Origin of the sequence: Devosia oryzisoli, assembly GCF_014837245.1 — a bacterium.
GTDB lineage: Bacteria > Pseudomonadota > Alphaproteobacteria > Rhizobiales > Devosiaceae > Devosia > Devosia oryzisoli.
In genome coordinates this window covers 184,259-198,649 of record NZ_JACYFU010000001.1, presented here as the reverse complement: position 1 = coordinate 198,649, position 14,391 = coordinate 184,259, and the positions used below count along the sequence as shown (strand labels likewise).

16 protein-coding genes and 1 riboswitch are annotated in these 14,391 nt (G+C 65.2%); of the genes, 7 read left to right on the top strand and 9 right to left on the bottom strand.

The genetic code is table 11. From position 1 onward, the window contains the following. Positions 1–94: 94 nt before the first annotated feature. From IC608_RS01025 to IC608_RS01015, 3 genes are all read left to right on the top strand, one after another. A complete protein-coding gene (locus IC608_RS01025) occupies positions 95–538 on the top strand; it encodes a hypothetical protein (RefSeq protein ID WP_191773844.1) in 444 nt (147 codons plus the stop codon). A 165-nt stretch (positions 539–703) separates the two neighbouring features. Beyond that, the gene (locus IC608_RS01020; RefSeq protein ID WP_191772179.1) at positions 704–1,387 is read left to right on the top strand and encodes a tellurite resistance TerB family protein; all 684 of its coding nucleotides are present in this window, start codon (positions 704–706) and stop codon (positions 1,385–1,387) included. Between the two features lie 74 nt (positions 1,388–1,461). After that, complete coding sequence (locus IC608_RS01015; protein ID WP_191772178.1) at positions 1,462–2,499, top strand: LLM class flavin-dependent oxidoreductase; 1,038 nt, start codon at positions 1,462–1,464, stop codon at positions 2,497–2,499. 21 nt (positions 2,500–2,520) lie between these two features. On the opposite strand, the gene queF is transcribed toward IC608_RS01015, so the two are convergent. The 6 genes from queF to dnaG all read right to left on the bottom strand — a co-directional run bounded on the left by queF (position 2,521) and on the right by dnaG (position 8,052). Continuing rightward, positions 2,521–2,973 carry a preQ(1) synthase gene (queF, locus tag IC608_RS01010; protein WP_191772177.1) on the bottom strand — a complete coding sequence of 151 codons (453 nt, stop codon included), beginning with the start codon at positions 2,971–2,973 and terminating at the stop codon, positions 2,521–2,523. Positions 2,974–2,977: 4 nt separating this feature from the next. Next, on the bottom strand, positions 2,978–3,199 hold the full coding sequence (locus IC608_RS01005) for a hypothetical protein (protein ID WP_191772176.1): 222 nt from the start codon (positions 3,197–3,199) through the stop codon (positions 2,978–2,980). A 68-nt stretch (positions 3,200–3,267) separates the two neighbouring features. Next, a complete protein-coding gene (locus tag IC608_RS01000) occupies positions 3,268–3,558 on the bottom strand; it encodes an HlyU family transcriptional regulator (RefSeq protein ID WP_191772175.1) in 291 nt (96 codons plus the stop codon). A gap of 15 nt (positions 3,559–3,573) precedes the next feature. Beyond that, positions 3,574–3,861 carry a DUF2442 domain-containing protein gene (locus tag IC608_RS00995; RefSeq protein ID WP_191772174.1) on the bottom strand — a complete coding sequence of 96 codons (288 nt, stop codon included), beginning with the start codon at positions 3,859–3,861 and terminating at the stop codon, positions 3,574–3,576. Positions 3,862–3,873: 12 nt separating this feature from the next. Continuing rightward, the gene (rpoD, locus tag IC608_RS00990) at positions 3,874–5,931 is read right to left on the bottom strand and encodes an RNA polymerase sigma factor RpoD (protein WP_191772173.1); all 2,058 of its coding nucleotides are present in this window, start codon (positions 5,929–5,931) and stop codon (positions 3,874–3,876) included. Between the two features lie 186 nt (positions 5,932–6,117). Next, a complete protein-coding gene (gene dnaG / locus IC608_RS00985) occupies positions 6,118–8,052 on the bottom strand; it encodes a DNA primase (RefSeq protein ID WP_191772172.1) in 1,935 nt (644 codons plus the stop codon). A 58-nt stretch (positions 8,053–8,110) separates the two neighbouring features. Here dnaG and IC608_RS00980 point away from each other — a divergent pair, with 58 nt between their 5' ends. Continuing rightward, a complete protein-coding gene (locus IC608_RS00980) occupies positions 8,111–8,506 on the top strand; it encodes a hypothetical protein (protein ID WP_191772171.1) in 396 nt (131 codons plus the stop codon). Here the strand turns inward: IC608_RS00980 and IC608_RS00975 are convergent. Next, entirely contained in the window at positions 8,497–9,189 is a 693-nt protein-coding gene (locus tag IC608_RS00975) for a DJ-1/PfpI family protein (RefSeq protein ID WP_191772170.1), read from the bottom strand. The two genes, IC608_RS00980 and IC608_RS00975, sit on opposite strands and share 10 nt — an antisense overlap. A 17-nt stretch (positions 9,190–9,206) precedes the next feature. After that, positions 9,207–9,286, bottom strand: a riboswitch (ZMP/ZTP riboswitch). A gap of 35 nt (positions 9,287–9,321) precedes the next feature. Then, positions 9,322–9,885, bottom strand: coding sequence for a DUF308 domain-containing protein (locus IC608_RS00970; RefSeq protein ID WP_191772169.1), 564 nt, complete (start codon positions 9,883–9,885; stop codon positions 9,322–9,324). A gap of 178 nt (positions 9,886–10,063) precedes the next feature. Between IC608_RS00970 and IC608_RS00965 the strand changes: the two genes are divergently transcribed. Both IC608_RS00965 and IC608_RS00960 read left to right on the top strand, forming a co-directional pair. After that, positions 10,064–11,257, top strand: a complete 1,194-nt coding sequence (locus IC608_RS00965) for an MFS transporter (RefSeq protein ID WP_191772168.1) — start codon at positions 10,064–10,066, stop codon at positions 11,255–11,257. A gap of 96 nt (positions 11,258–11,353) precedes the next feature. Then, entirely contained in the window at positions 11,354–12,502 is a 1,149-nt protein-coding gene (locus IC608_RS00960) for a GGDEF domain-containing protein (RefSeq protein WP_191772167.1), read from the top strand. A 3-nt stretch (positions 12,503–12,505) separates the two neighbouring features. Here the strand turns inward: IC608_RS00960 and IC608_RS00955 are convergent, their stop codons facing one another. Further along, positions 12,506–12,958, bottom strand: coding sequence for a GatB/YqeY domain-containing protein (locus IC608_RS00955; RefSeq protein WP_191772166.1), 453 nt, complete (start codon positions 12,956–12,958; stop codon positions 12,506–12,508). A gap of 189 nt (positions 12,959–13,147) precedes the next feature. Between IC608_RS00955 and carA the strand changes: the two genes are divergently transcribed. Further along, positions 13,148–14,362: a glutamine-hydrolyzing carbamoyl-phosphate synthase small subunit gene (gene carA / locus IC608_RS00950; RefSeq protein WP_191772165.1), complete on the top strand. Its 1,215-nt coding sequence runs from the start codon at positions 13,148–13,150 to the stop codon at positions 14,360–14,362. Positions 14,363–14,391: the final 29 nt, after the last annotated feature.

The following is a 14,391-nucleotide window of genomic DNA, read 5'->3' as shown; positions in this document are numbered from 1 at the left end:
CAAAAGATGTGATCGCACGCTGTTCACAATCTGCGGAACATTCAATCGAGAGGGCGCGTTCTTTAGCCAGCGTTGAAACAATGGAGCAAACACGATGGCTACCCCTGAACGCGATACTGTTTACACCCGCGACGGTGACCGCACCGTCTACACCCGCGAGAGCAACGGCACCGGCTGGTTCGTCGGTATCATCGTCGCGCTCGCCCTGTTGGCAATCGGCTACCTTGTGTTCTCGGCCAATTCCGGCCCGTCCACTACGGTTGACGTCAACGGCGCTCCCGCCGTTGAATCGACAACCACTGAGCCCGTGACGGCTCCGGCCCCGATGACCGAGGCTCCGGCCGCTGGCACCGAGACCGCTCCGATGACTGAGGCTCCGGCCGCTGGCGCCGACGCGGCTCCGATGACCGAGGCTCCGGCTACTGATGCGGCTCCCGCTACCGACGCGGCTCCCGCAGCGACTGACGCGGCTCCTGCCGATGCCGGTTCGGACACCACGACTACGGCTCCGGCCGCTGCTCCGGCCACCAACGGCTAACAGCGACCGCACTGACGGCCTTGACTCCTCCCTCCAAGGCCTTTGAGACCCCGGCGCCCCCCGGGGTCTTTTTTTTCGCCGCACCTGCCGCGGCATCCTGTCCGTTGCGCTTGAATAGAATGGTCTCCGGCCCCACCTGCAAGAAACCATCAGGAGGAGCCCGGCATGTTCAACATCGACCAGATTCTGAAATCCCTGCAGACCGACAAGGGCACGCAGAGCAATGCCCTCAGTGGAGCCGCAGGCCTGGCCGCCGGAATGTTGCTTTCCGGTGGCAAGCCGGGCAAGCTGCTGGGCAACGCGGCACAACTGGGTGCCATGGCCGCCGTGGGCGGCCTCGCCTACAAGGCTTGGCAGAGCTACCAGCAGAACCAGTCCGCCACAGGACCGGCTCCGCGCGAAGACGCCTTCATTCCTCAGCCGGACACTCCCGCCCATGAAGAGCTGGGCAAGTCGCTGGTCCGCGCGATGATCACGGCGGCCAAGGCCGATGGTCGCATCGATGCTGAGGAAAAAGAGGCCATCTTCGAAAAGCTCAAGACCATGCCGCTCTCGGCCGAGGAAAAGGCCTGGGTCTTCGATGAGCTTTCGAGCCCGCTGGACATCAATGCGGTGGTGGCGCGCGCCCACACCCCCGAACAGGCCGCCGAAATCTACGCAGCCTCGCTGGTGGCCATCAGCGCCGACACGGCCGCGGAGCAGGCCTATCTGGACGCTCTGGCCAGCAAGTTGCGCCTCGAGCCCGGCCTGGTTGCGGAGATCCATCGCGTGGCCGGAGAGCGCGCACCGCAGCCCGCCGCCGCCCCTGCGCAGCCCTGGGCCTATACCCCCAACCAAAGCAACGTTTGATCCGCAGTATCAGCGGTGTGCGTTCTTGAACCGGCAGGCGGCTCCGGCCATGTCTGCGGTTCAAGGAGAGCGCCATGGAACTGGGACTGTATTCGTTCGCCGAGAACACGCCGGACCTCTTGGCCGGCGGCCACCTGCAATCGCCCGCCGAACGCCTTCGTGACCTCATCGAGGAGATCGAGCTGGCCGACCAGCTCGGCCTGGCGTTCTACGGTCTCGGTGAACATCATCGGCCCGATTACGTGGCCTCCGCGCCGACGACCATCCTCGCCGCTGCGGCCGCGCGCACCAAGTCCATTCGCCTCTCCACCGCCGTCACGGTTCTCAGCTCCGAAGATCCCGTGCGCGTCTGGCAGCAGTTCGCCACGCTCGATCTCCTCAGCAACGGACGCGCCGAGATCATGGCCGGCCGCGGCTCCTTCATCGAGAGCTTTCCCCTCTTCGGCTACGACCTCAATGACTACGACGACCTGTTCGAAGAAAAGCTCGAGATGCTGCTCAAGATCCGGGAGGGCGGTAAGGTCGCTTGGCCCGGCAGCAAGCATACCCAACCCATCCCGGGCATAGAAATCTTCCCCAAGCCCCTGCAGGAGCCGCTGCCGCTGTGGATCGCCGTTGGCGGCACGCCCAATTCCGTAGCGCGCGCCGCCTATTACGGTCTGCCGCTCATGCTGGCGATCATCGGCGGGCGCCCGCGCCAGTTCGGGCCGCTGGTCGACCTCTACCGTCAGACAGGCGCCAAGGTGGGCCATGACGCGGCTCGTCTGAAATTAGGGGTCTCCGGGCACGGCTTCATCGCCGATGACAGCCAGGATGCGCGAGACATTGCCTTCCCGGCCCACAACGCGGCCATGAGCAAGATCGGCGCCGAGCGCGGCTGGCCACCCGGCACCCGCGCCCAGTTCGACGCCAGCACTACCCCTGAGGGCGCCTACTACATGGGGTCGCCGCAGGAGATCATCGACAAGATCCTGCTGCAGCACGAGTGGTTCGGGCACGACCGCTTCGGCCTGCAATTGAGTGTCGGCACACTGCCGCACAACAAGGTCATGCGCGCCATCGAGCTCTACGGCACGGTGGTCAAGCCGGCGATCGACAAGGCGCTCGGCTGAGACGGCGCAGACCGCCCGCCCCTAGCCGCGCCCGCGATAGGGCGGCACGCCCTGGTCGGGTAGCCACACGCCGTCCGGCACTGGCCCGGTCTGCCAGAACACGTCGATCGGGATGCCGCCGCGCGGATACCAATAGCCCCCGATGCGCAACCAGTGCGGCTTGATGGCCTCGACGATGCGGCGCGCCACGTCAATGGTGCATCCCTCGTGGAAGGCACCATGATTGCGAAACGAGGTCAGGAACAGCTTGAGCGACTTGCTCTCGACCAGGAACTGATCGGGCACGTAGTCGATGACGAGATGCGCGAAATCGGGTTGGCCCGTCACGGGACAGAGCGAAGTGAACTCGGGCGCGGCATAGCGGGCGACATACTTGACGTCCGTATGCGGGTTGGGGACGGGATCGAGCACCGCGTCCTCCGGACGGGCGGGGACCGCGACGTCCTTGCCCAGATGCAGCGTCTCGAGCTCCATGGCCCTACTTCCCCGAACGCTTGATCGACTTGATCGCCAGGGGCGGCATGCCGGACTTCTCGGAGATGGCGCGATCCTGCTCCATGATGGCGGTACGCGCCGGCTCGTCGCCGTCCAGGCCACCGAGCAGGCTCGCGTCCACCTTGCGGTTGGATCGCTGCGAGCCGTCCTCATAAATCACGTCGAACATCACGAATTCCGTGCGGGCCGTTGGTTTTTTGGCCATGTCTTGTCTCCTTAAACGACAAACCGCGAGCCGGCCGGCCCGCGGTGGTCAGAAAAATAGCGCGTGGCTCAGCTGAACAGGCTGTTGCCCTGCTCGTCGATGATCTGCCGGCCCTTGCTGAAGGCCAGCGCCACGACATCGTCGACCGAGCTCATCCGGTCAGCGCGAATGTAGCGGTAGGTCTTGCGCTCTCCCGCGATATCCTTCTCGATGATGCCGGCCAGCTGGTATTCGCTGCCCGCCCGCATCTCGATCGCCTTGATCAGGAAGTCCTTGTAGCTTTCCTCGCCGAGCACCTTGTCTCCGGCTGGCGCCTTGGCGTCAGATCCGCCACCGAACAACTTTTTCAGAAACGACATGGGGCGTCCTCACGCTCAGGGCCGGCGGGCCGGCCGGGGCCGGACCAGTTCGCCGCGCTTATCCATTTCTTCCTGTAACCACAGGGGCGAAATATCAAAATAGTTGGGCCAGGTCGGCACGCCGTTGGCCAGGGAGACCTTGGAGAAATAGGCGCGGTCCCGCAAGGGCTCCACCCCCTCTCCCCGCTCCGACAGCATGTCCGACGCGCTGAACGCGCCGTGCGTGCCATCAGAAAACGTCACCACCAGCTTGAACGGCACGGTGGTGCGGACCGAGGTCACCTTGAGGCGGGAAGCGGCCACGCGGCTGCCTCCCTAATTGTCCAGGAAGCTCCGCAGCTTGCGCGACCGGCTGGGGTGCTTGAGCTTGCGCAGCGCCTTGGCTTCGATCTGGCGGATGCGTTCGCGCGTCACCGAAAACTGCTGGCCCACTTCCTCAAGGGTATGGTCGGTATTCATGCCGATGCCGAAGCGCATGCGCAGCACGCGCTCTTCGCGCGGGGTCAGCGAGGCCAGCACCCGCGTGGTGGTTTCACGCAGGTTGGACTGGATCGCCGCGTCGATCGGCTGGATCGCGTTCACGTCCTGGATGAAGTCGCCGAGGTTGGAATCCTCCTCGTCGCCGATCGGCGTCTCGAGGCTGATCGGCTCCTTGGCGATCTTGAGAACCTTGCGCACCTTGTCGAGCGGCATCTGCAGCTTTTCGCTGAGCTCTTCGGGCGTCGGCTCACGGCCGATTTCGTGCAGCATCTGCCGGCTGGTGCGGACGATCTTGTTGATCGTCTCGATCATGTGCACCGGAATACGGATCGTGCGCGCCTGGTCGGCGATCGAGCGGGTGATCGCCTGCCGAATCCACCAAGTTGCATAGGTCGAGAACTTGTAACCGCGACGGTACTCGAATTTGTCCACGGCCTTCATCAGGCCGATATTGCCTTCCTGAATGAGATCAAGGAATTGCAGGCCGCGGTTCGTGTACTTCTTTGCGATGGAAATCACGAGGCGCAGGTTCGCTTCGACCATCTCCTTCTTGGCGATGGCGGCCTCGCGTTCGCCCTTCTGCACCTTGTGCACGATGCGCCGGTATTCACCGATGTCGAGACCCGCCTCGGTCGCCAGCGTCGCGATCTCGGTGCGGATGTCGGCGATGGTGTCGGTCTCGCGGCGGGCGAACTCGCCCCAGCCCTTGCCATCGAAATTCTCGAGGTCCCATTCCCAGCTCGGATCGAGCTCGCGGCCGTAATAGTTCTGCAGGAACTGCTCGCGCTTGACGCCATAGCTCTCCGCCAGGCGCAGCAACCGGCCCTCGAGACGCACGAGGCGCTTGTTGATGTCGTAGAGCTGTTCGACCAGGCTTTCGATACGGCCGTTGTTGAGCGAGAGCGACTTGACGTCCGTGATCACCTCGCTGCGCAGCGCAGCGAGCTTTTCCGTATCGGCAGTCGAAATCGTCGCGGTGCGATCCTCGGCGTGCCGATCCTGCATCTCGCGCATCTGCCCATAGGCGTCTGCGATGCGGTCGAACGTCTCAACCACCTGCGGCTTGAGTTCGGCTTCCATCGCCGACAGCGACAGGGCGTTGTCGAACTCGTCGTCGTCGTCATCCTGCGGGTCCTGCGGCGCCTCGGGCTCCTCAGGAACGTAGTCGTCGTCACTGTCGCCCGATGCGCGCCTGGGCGCCGGCTTGGTCTTGTCCTTGGGGGCCTCGACAGCTTCTGGCTTGGGCGGTGCCTCGACCGCGGGAGCTGCCTGCTTGGCGTCCGGGCCGGCATAGGTGGCTTCCAGGTCGATGATGTCGCGCAAGAGGATCTCGCCCTGCGCCAGCTGGTCGCGCCAGATGATGATGGCCTGGAAGGTCAGGGGCGATTCGCAGAGGCCCTCGATCATGGTCTCGCGACCGGCCTCGATGCGCTTGGCGATGGCGATCTCGCCCTCGCGGCTGAGCAGTTCCACCGAACCCATCTCGCGCAGATACATGCGCACGGGGTCGTCGGTGCGATCCGAGCCGGATTTGGCGTTGGAGGTGTTGGCGACGGCGGTGCTGCCGCTGGAGGTCGCGACTTCCGAGCCGGTGTCCTCCTCGTCCTTTTCGACCTCGGTCTCTTCGACCTCGTCTTCGTCGACGACGTTGATGCCCATTTCGGAGAACATCGACATGAAGTCTTCGATCTGCTCCGAGCTTACCTCGTCGGAGGGCAGGACGGCGTTGAGCTCTTCATAGGTCACATAGCCGCGCTTTTTGGCGACCTTGATCAGCTTCTTGACCGCGGCATCGTTCTGGTCGATCAGAGGACTGTCGTTGGAGGTCTCCGGAGCGCCGGATTCGGGCTTCTCGGTGTCCTTGCTGGCTTTGTTCGCTGCCTTGGTGGCCATCTGCTACTCCTCGGGACCTGTGGGCAACAGTCCCGGCTGTGTCTTAGGTGGTGACAACTCAAGACAAGGTAAAGGTCTGGTAACCGGGGCGTTAACGCGCCGGAAAACCAAGGGTTCGCTATCGCGCGCCGGACTGATTCGCCACAACGCAAAATCGCGCATCATCGCAGGTTTTGAGGGACACCCCTAAAAACTGCGAGTTGCGCGCCCGGATAACGAACCAAAGCCTTCGATCAATGCCTCAGTGCCATCGACAGTGGTAATCTGGTTCTTGATGTCCCGCAGCCTTTCAAAGGTTTCTTCGCTCGGGTCTTCGCCCAGCGCCGCTTCGGCTGCCTTGAGTTCCCTATTTAGCTGAACTTTCTTGTTATGCAAGGCCAGCGCATGATTCAAACCGGTCTCGGCGTCGGCCAGGGCCGTGTCCGCGCCCACCTGCCACACCCCCTGCCGCACCAGCACCTCGCCCATGCGGCGCAGCGCCTCGCCATGCCCGCGCGCGCCCAGCGCGGCCCGCAGATCGTCCGACGAAATGTCATGGTGGCGCACCGCCAGGGCCAGGATATCGCCCAGCACCTTGTGCGCCACCGGCGTCTCGCAGTCGAGCGCCGCAAGGCTCTCGAACTTGTCCTCCACCAGCGCGGGATGGTTGACCAGCGTCAGGATGATGGTGGCCTCCCGCGGCGAGGCATCTGCGGTCGCCCCGGCCCTTAGCAGGCGCGAGTTGCGCAGCGTGTCCGAGACGACAAGGCGCGGCGTGCCCCGCGCGGGGTAGCCATAGGCCCCGCTTTGCCCATAGGTCGGCTTTCCGCGCCAGCCATCGCGGCCGCTCTGCCGGATCGGCGCGAAGAACGCCTTGAGCTTCTCGTCAAACGCCTGCGCATAGTGGAACCGGACCGTAGAATCCTGGATGGCGTTCGCCCGCTCGCGCAGGCGCGCCTGCAGGGCCGCGCGCTCCTCGGGCGCTTCGGGCACGAGCCCGCCGGTCTCGAAGCTCCAGACCATGTCCGAGAGGCTCCGCGCCTTCTCGATCACTTCGGCAAAGGCCGCCCGCCCCTGCGCCTTGATGAGATCGTCCGGGTCCTGCCCCTCCGGCAGTGTCGCGATCTTGACCGTCTTGCCCGGCTTGAGGTGCGGCATGATGAGATCGGCGGCCCGTTCGGCGGCCTTGAGGCCGGCCTTGTCGCCGTCGAAACACAGGATCGGCACATCACTCATGCGCCAGAGCAGGTGCACATGCTCCTCGGTCAGCGCGGTTCCGAGCGGCGCCACCGTGCCCTCGAACCCCGCCGATACGGCGGCGATCACGTCGAGATAGCCCTCGACCACAATCACCGTCGCCCCATCGCGCGCCGCCTGCCGGGCCGTATGCCCGTTATAGAGCGTCTGCCGCTTGGAAAAGAGCTGCGTTTCGGGCGAGTTGAGATATTTTGCTGGCACATCGGCGCTCAGCGCCCGGCCACCAAAGGCGATGACCCGCCCGCGAAAATCGGTGATGGGGAACATCACGCGATTGCGGAACCGGTCATAGGTCAGCGGATCGCCCTCGCGGCTCGTCACGAGGCCGGTGTCGATCATGGCCTGTGCGGAGACGCCATTGGCCGCCAGGTGCTCCTTGAGACCATTGCGGCTGTCGGGGGCAAAACCGATGCGGAAGCGCGCCTGGCTGGCGGCGGAGACACCGCGCTCGAAGAGATACCCCCGGGCCCGGGCGCCGATATTGTGCGCCAGTGCCGCCTCGAAATACTTGGTCGCCAGTTCCATGACGTCGACCAGCGTCCGCTGCGCCGCCTCGCGCTTTTCCGTGCGCTCGTCCCGCGCCGGCATCGGCACGCCGGCCATGCCCGCCAGGCGCTCCACCGCCTCGGGAAAGCCCATCCCCGCCTTTTCGGTGAGAAACCGGAAATGATCGCCGGTAGCCCCGCAGCCGAAGCAGTGATAGATGCCTCTGCGGTCGTCGGCATGGAAACTGGGGCTTTTTTCGGCGTGAAAGGGGCAGCAGGCCCACATGTCGCCCTTGCCGGGTTGCGATTTTCGCTTGTCCCAGAGAACATGTTCGCCCACCACCTGCGTTATGGGCAGGCGCTGGCGGATCTCGTCCAGGAACTGATCGGAAAAGCGCATGCCTGTTATCTAGGCGCTCGCCCGGCCGAAGTCATCAGCAAGGAGCTTATCCACAGCCATGCCCAGTACGCGGAAAATGCCACTGCCGGTCCTGCTTGCGCTCACCCTGGGCCCCGCCGTGGCGATCGGCATGACGCTCTGGATCGTCGCGGACCTGGTGCCGGCTTGCACGATCACCGAGCACGCCCGGGCTTCGGCGCCTGACGGGCGATTCGATCTCGTCACCTATTCGCGCAGCTGCGGCGAAAGGACGGAGCCCAACAGCCAGGCTGCCCTGCTGCCCAAGGGTGACCCCATCCCAGCCGACGCGGTGGCCTTCGCGCAAGTGAACGGGGATGTCGACCTCGCCCCGGCCTGGACGCGCGACGGCGAGATCGAGATTACCCTGCCCGAAGGGGACAACGTCGTCCGCCGCGACCCCAGCGTCGCCGGCGTGGATGTGGTCTACCGCTGAACCGCGGCCAGCCGAGCGTCCAGCTCTGCCATTTTCTCGAGATAGCCGGACATGCCGGCGCGCGCGGCCGCCACGATCTTTTCGTCAGCGGTGGAGGGATGCCCGGCAAAGGGCGGGTCCGGCTGGTACTCCATCTGCAGTTGCACGCGCTTGGCCACATCCGCGCCGCCCAGCGCCACCAGCATGTGCAATCCGAAATCGATGCCCGCCGTCACCCCACCGCCCGTGATCCGGTTCCGGTCGATGACCACGCGCCGGTCGTCGGCCGCAACGCCATAAGCCGCCAGGCGCGGCATCGAGGCCCAGTGCGTCGTGGCGCGGTACCCGCTGAGCAGGCCTGCCGCCGCGAGAATCATCGTCCCGGTGCAGACCGCCGAGACAATGCGACACCCCTTTGCCTGCCGCCGGAGACAGGCGATCAGGGCAGCGTCCTGCATCGCCTCGATATGCCCAGGCCCACCCGGCACCACCAGGACATCCAGTTGCTGCGCTTCGGCAAAGATCAGTGTCGGCAAGATGCTGAGTCCGCTGGCACTTCTCACCGGCTCCAGCCGATGCGACATCAGATGACACTGCGCACCGGGCAGCCGCGTCAGGACTTCCCAGGGACCGGTCAGGTCCAGCTGCGTAAGGTTCGGGTAAAGCACGAATCCGATGCTGATCGGGCGCTGCGGCGTGGCCATGGTCTTCCTCCGGTGGTGACACATGCCCAGGCGAGCGGCCCAAAAAGCGATGCTCCCTCGTGGTCACCCACCGATCTCGCCAGTCACATCGCAGGCACGACCCTAGCAAAGCTGCCGCAAAAGGGAAGGCCGTCATCCGGCCTTGCTGGCCTGGTAGAGCCGCCAGGCCCAGCCGAACAGCCCCACCGCGAAGAAGATCAGCATGACGCCGCCGAAGATGATCCCGACCGAGGCGCTGAGCAGCGGGAAGAACAGGAACAGCAGGCCCAGCAGGACATAGGACAGGCCGGAGAGCACCACGGGCCAGATGCGCGCGTAGCTGTCCCGCTCGCGCACCACGACCACCACCTGCATGACGCCCACCACAAGGGCCACCAGCCCAACCAGGCTGCCCATGAGGCTGACCGTGAAGATGGTCGCCAGGAGCGGGCTGATCAGGATGACGATACCCAGGATGAGGGATGCCGCGTTGGCGATGACGTCGAACCAGTAATTGCCGCTGCGCCCGCCCCCAAAGGTCAGGCTCCACAAGCCCAGGGCCCCGTCGATGAGCAGCAGGATGCCGCCGAACAGCACCAGCACCGCCAGCGCATCGAGCGGCGCGAGGATGGCGTAGAGGCCCGCAATGAGCATCAGCACCCCGCGCAAGGCGGTGGCAGCGGCGAAGCGGCGTTTGACTTCAGACGAGACGGTCATTCTTACCCCCTGGACTGGCCGCCCCCGCGACCCCCGAGGATAGTGGTACCGCGTCTCCTGCCCCGCCGTCATCCCCCTCCCGCTTTAGTTTCCCTGCATCACGGCGCGGCAAATTATCGATTGCCTCCGCCGGGCGCCCGTGAAACGACCACCTCTCTCAACCGACTCCGGATTGCCCATGAGCCTGCCGCTGTTTGCCCTGTTCCTGGCCGCCTTCGCGTTTGGCACGGCCGAGTTTGTCATCGCCGGTATCTTGCCCGACGTCGCCCAGGGCCTGGGCGTGGACATCCCGACCGCCGGCACCCTCATTACCGCCTATGCTATCGGCATCGCCCTGGGCGGGCCGCTCCTGGCTATCCTGACCAAACAGCTGCCACGCAAGACGCTGATCATCGGGCTGGGTATCGTGTTCACGGCCGGGCAGGCGCTCTGCGCCGTGTCGCCCGATCTCTCGCTCCTGCTCGCCGCGCGGGTGCTTGTGGCGACGGTTCACGGCACCTATTTCGGCATCGCCATGGTGGTCGCCGTCGGCCTCGTGCCACCCGAACGCAGGGGCCTGGCCGTCGCCCTGATCCTGGCGGGTCTGACAATCTCAAACGTCATCGGCGTGCCGCTCGGCACCGCACTGGGCACCGTCTGGGGCTGGCGCGCCACCTTCTGGGGCGTCGGGGCCATCGGCCTTTTCGCCACCCTGCTTGTGGCATTGGCGCTGCCGCGAGCCGCTGGCGGGGCAGCGAGCGCCGGCAGCTTCATGGGCGAAATGCGCGTGCTCGGCCGCCAGCAGGTGGTCACTTCGCTGATCATCGCCATCCTCGCCATGATCGGGCAGTACAGCCTCTTCACCTACATCTCCCCGCTCCTGCGGGAGGTGACGGGCCTCTCGCCCCAAATGGTGCCCTGGCTGCTGCTGCTCTACGGCGCCGGCTCCACGGCCGGTGTGTTTGTCGGCGGCAAGCTCGCCGACTGGAAACTGATGCCCGCGCTGATCGGCATTCTCTTCGGTATGTCGCTCATCTATCTGCTGATCGTCGCGGTCGCGCCCTACCCGCTCGTCATGTCGTTCGCCATCGTCCTCTGGGGCGGGCTGGCCTTCTCGTTCGGCTCGCCCGTCCAGTCGCGCATCCTGACCTGGACAGCCGATGCCCCGAACTTCGCCTCGACCCTTATTCCCTCGGCCTTCAATATCGGCATCGCCATTGCCGCGAGCCTGGGCGGCGCACTCATCGATGCCGGGGTCGGCTACCGCAACCTAGGCTATGTCGGCACCGTGGCGATGCTCCTCGCGGCCGCCGTCGCCCTGCTGTCCCTGATCCTGGAAAAGCGGGGCACGACTCTTCCGCCCTCAGCCCGGCTGGCCGCTGCCTCGCAATAGGCGATTAAGACTGTCGCACAATTTCCTTTTGTTTGTGCTCGCGCGGTAACGCTGCATTCGCTTTGGCGCGCTATCCGCCAGAGGGGAGGGACGCTCATGGTTGTGGACCAGGCCTCACTACTGATCGCCATCGCGTTCTCGAGCGCCTCGCTCATGCTCGCTCTGCTCATCGGCTGGCTCAGCGACCGCCAGGAGACCTATCTCGTCCAGGGCGCGTGCGGTATCGGCCTTGTCGTCGTGGCACTGCTGGTCATGGGGCTTCGCCATGGCGCCTACGATCTGCTCTACCAGGTGATCCCGTTTAGTGTGCTGCTGGGCGGTTTCACCCTCATCTTCTCCGCATCGCGCCTCTTTCGCCGCCGCGACAGCGGCATCGGCCTACCGCTGGCTATCGGCGTTGCATGCGTCGTTCTCACCGACGTGCCCTTGCTCATGGGTTATTCCGGCGTCGGCACGCTCGTCCTCAACGCCACCAGCGCGCTCATCATGTCGCTCTGCGCCCGGGAATTCGCGCTCGGCCGCCAAGAATCAAGGCTCGCCATGCTGGTCAATGCCGGGCTCTATGGCCTTACCGCCGTGTCCTTTGCCGCCTGCGCCGCGGTGCTTCTGGTGGACCAGCGCTGGGTGCTGACCGCGCCGCCCGACAACTGGGCGGAGGACATCAACTCCATCATGTCGCTTGTCGGCCTCACCGGCATCGGCGCCATCACGCTGACCCTCCACCATGCGCGCTCCGCGCTCCGTCATCGCGAAGAAGCCAATACGGATCCCCTGACCGGCGCCCTGAACCGCCGCGCCCTCTTCGAGCGCTATCCCGAAGGCCAATCGGTCAGCAGCCTGGCGGTCCTGATGTTCGACCTGGACCACTTCAAGCAGATCAACGACCGGCTCGGCCACGCCAAGGGCGACGAGGTACTGCAGCGCTTCACCGATCTCCTGCGGCAGCAGCTTCGGCCTGAGGACATGATCGCGCGCCTCGGCGGCGAGGAATTCGGCGTCATCCTGCCCGGCCTCGACCGCGACGAAGCCCGCGCGGTCGCCGAGCGTATCCGAACAGCCTTCGCGGACCTCGCCATCACCATCAACAACGCGGGTGGTGTCGCAACGGTCAGTGCGGGGCTCGCCACAGGCGGTCCGGGCGAATCCTTTTCTTCCGTCCTCAGCCGTGCCGATGCTGCCCTCTACAAGGCCAAGCGCCGCGGCAGGAACAAGGTTCACCTCGCTCCCCTCAAGCGCGTCGCCTGATCGTCAGGCGCTCAGCTTCGCCCGCACCTGACCGCTCACCTTGCCGAAGTCGATCCGCCCGGGATAATCCGCCTTGAGCTGGGCGATGACCTTGCCCATGTCCTTGGGCCCCTCGGCACCCGTCGTCGAAATGGCCGAGGCGATGGCTGCCTCCACTTCTGCCTCCGTCAGCGGCTTGGGCAGGAACTCGTTGAGAATGTCGATTTCTTCCTTCTCGACGGTCGCCAGGTCGGCGCGTCCCGCCTGCGCGTAGATGGCAAAGCTTTCCTCGCGCTGCTTCACCATCTTTTGCACCAGCGCCAGGATCTCTTCATTGGTCACCGGACCCTTGCCGTCGCCACGGTTGGCGATGTCCCGGTCCTTGATGGCCGCGTTGATCGAGCGCAACGTCGCGGTGCGCCGCTGATCGCGTGCCTTGAGTGCCTGCTTGAGCCCTTCGCTGATTTGTTCGCGCATCCGTTGCGGTCCTTGCCATGCGTTTTGTCGCCCCCATATAGGCATGAAACGAGGGCCGCGCCACTTGCGCAGTCCGGCTTGGCCTTCTAAGAGGAGGCCTCAACCGACATGCGCGCAACATCCCGAGGTGGCTTTCGCCCCCGTCCATGCCGCGCGACCTGAACCGAAATCGAGCTTTGGAGGCTTACCGTGACCGGCTGGCAGCACCCCCCCGCGACCGCCCTGTTGATCCTGGCCGACGGGACCCGCCTCGAAGGACACGGCATCGGCGCCGTGGGCCACGCGGCCGGCGAAGTGTGCTTCAACACGGCGATGACGGGTTACCAGGAAATCCTGACCGACCCCTCCTATGCCGGGCAGATCATCACCTTTACCTTCCCCCATATCGGCAACGTGGGTGCCAACGACGAAGACATCGAGACGGTGAACATGGCGGCGCTCTCCGGCGTCCGCGGCGTGGTCCTCAAGGCCGACATCACCAATCCCTCGAACTATCGCGCCGCCGAAAAGCTCGATGCCTGGCTCAAGAAGCGCAACATCGTGGGTATCGCCGGCGTCGACACGCGCGCCCTCACGGCCCGCATCCGCGAAAACGGCATGCCCAATGGCGTCATCGCCCATGAACCCACCGGCCAGTTCGACGAAGGCTCGATCATGGCCGAGCTCAAGGCGTTTCCGGGCCTTGAAGGCCTGGACCTTGCCAAGGAAGTCACCACCGCCCAGACCTATCACTGGGACCAGACAAGCTGGAAATGGGGCGAGGGTTTCGCCACGCTCACCGATCCGCAGTTCCACGTCGTCGCCATCGACTACGGCGCCAAGCGCAACATCCTGCGCTGCCTGTCCGACCAGGGCGCCAAGGTGACTGTGTTGCCGGCCACCGCCACGGCTGCCGATGTCATGGCCCACCAGCCCGACGCCATTTTCCTCTCCAACGGCCCTGGTGATCCGGCCGCGACGGGCAAATACGCCGTCCCCACCATCCAGAAGCTGATGGAGACCGGCAAGCCGATGTTCGGCATCTGCCTGGGGCACCAGCTGATGGGCCTGGCCCTGGGCGGCAAGACCTCCAAGATGCACCAGGGCCACCACGGCGCCAACCACCCGGTCAAGGACCTGACGACGGGCAAGGTCGAGATCACCTCGATGAATCATGGCTTTGCCGTCGATGCCGATAGCCTCCCCGCCGGCGTCAAGCAGACCCACGTCTCGCTCTTCGACGGCTCCAACGCCGGCCTGGCGGTCGAGGGCAAGCCGATTTTTTCCGTGCAGTACCATCCCGAAGCCAGCCCCGGCCCGCAGGACAGCCACTACCTCTTCACGCGCTTCCTCAATCTGGTGCGCGAGCAGAAGGGCCTCGAAAAGCGCCCCGAGCATCCGGCGGCTGCCAACGCCGACGCCTGACTAAAAAAAGCGGCGGCTCTGGAGCCGCC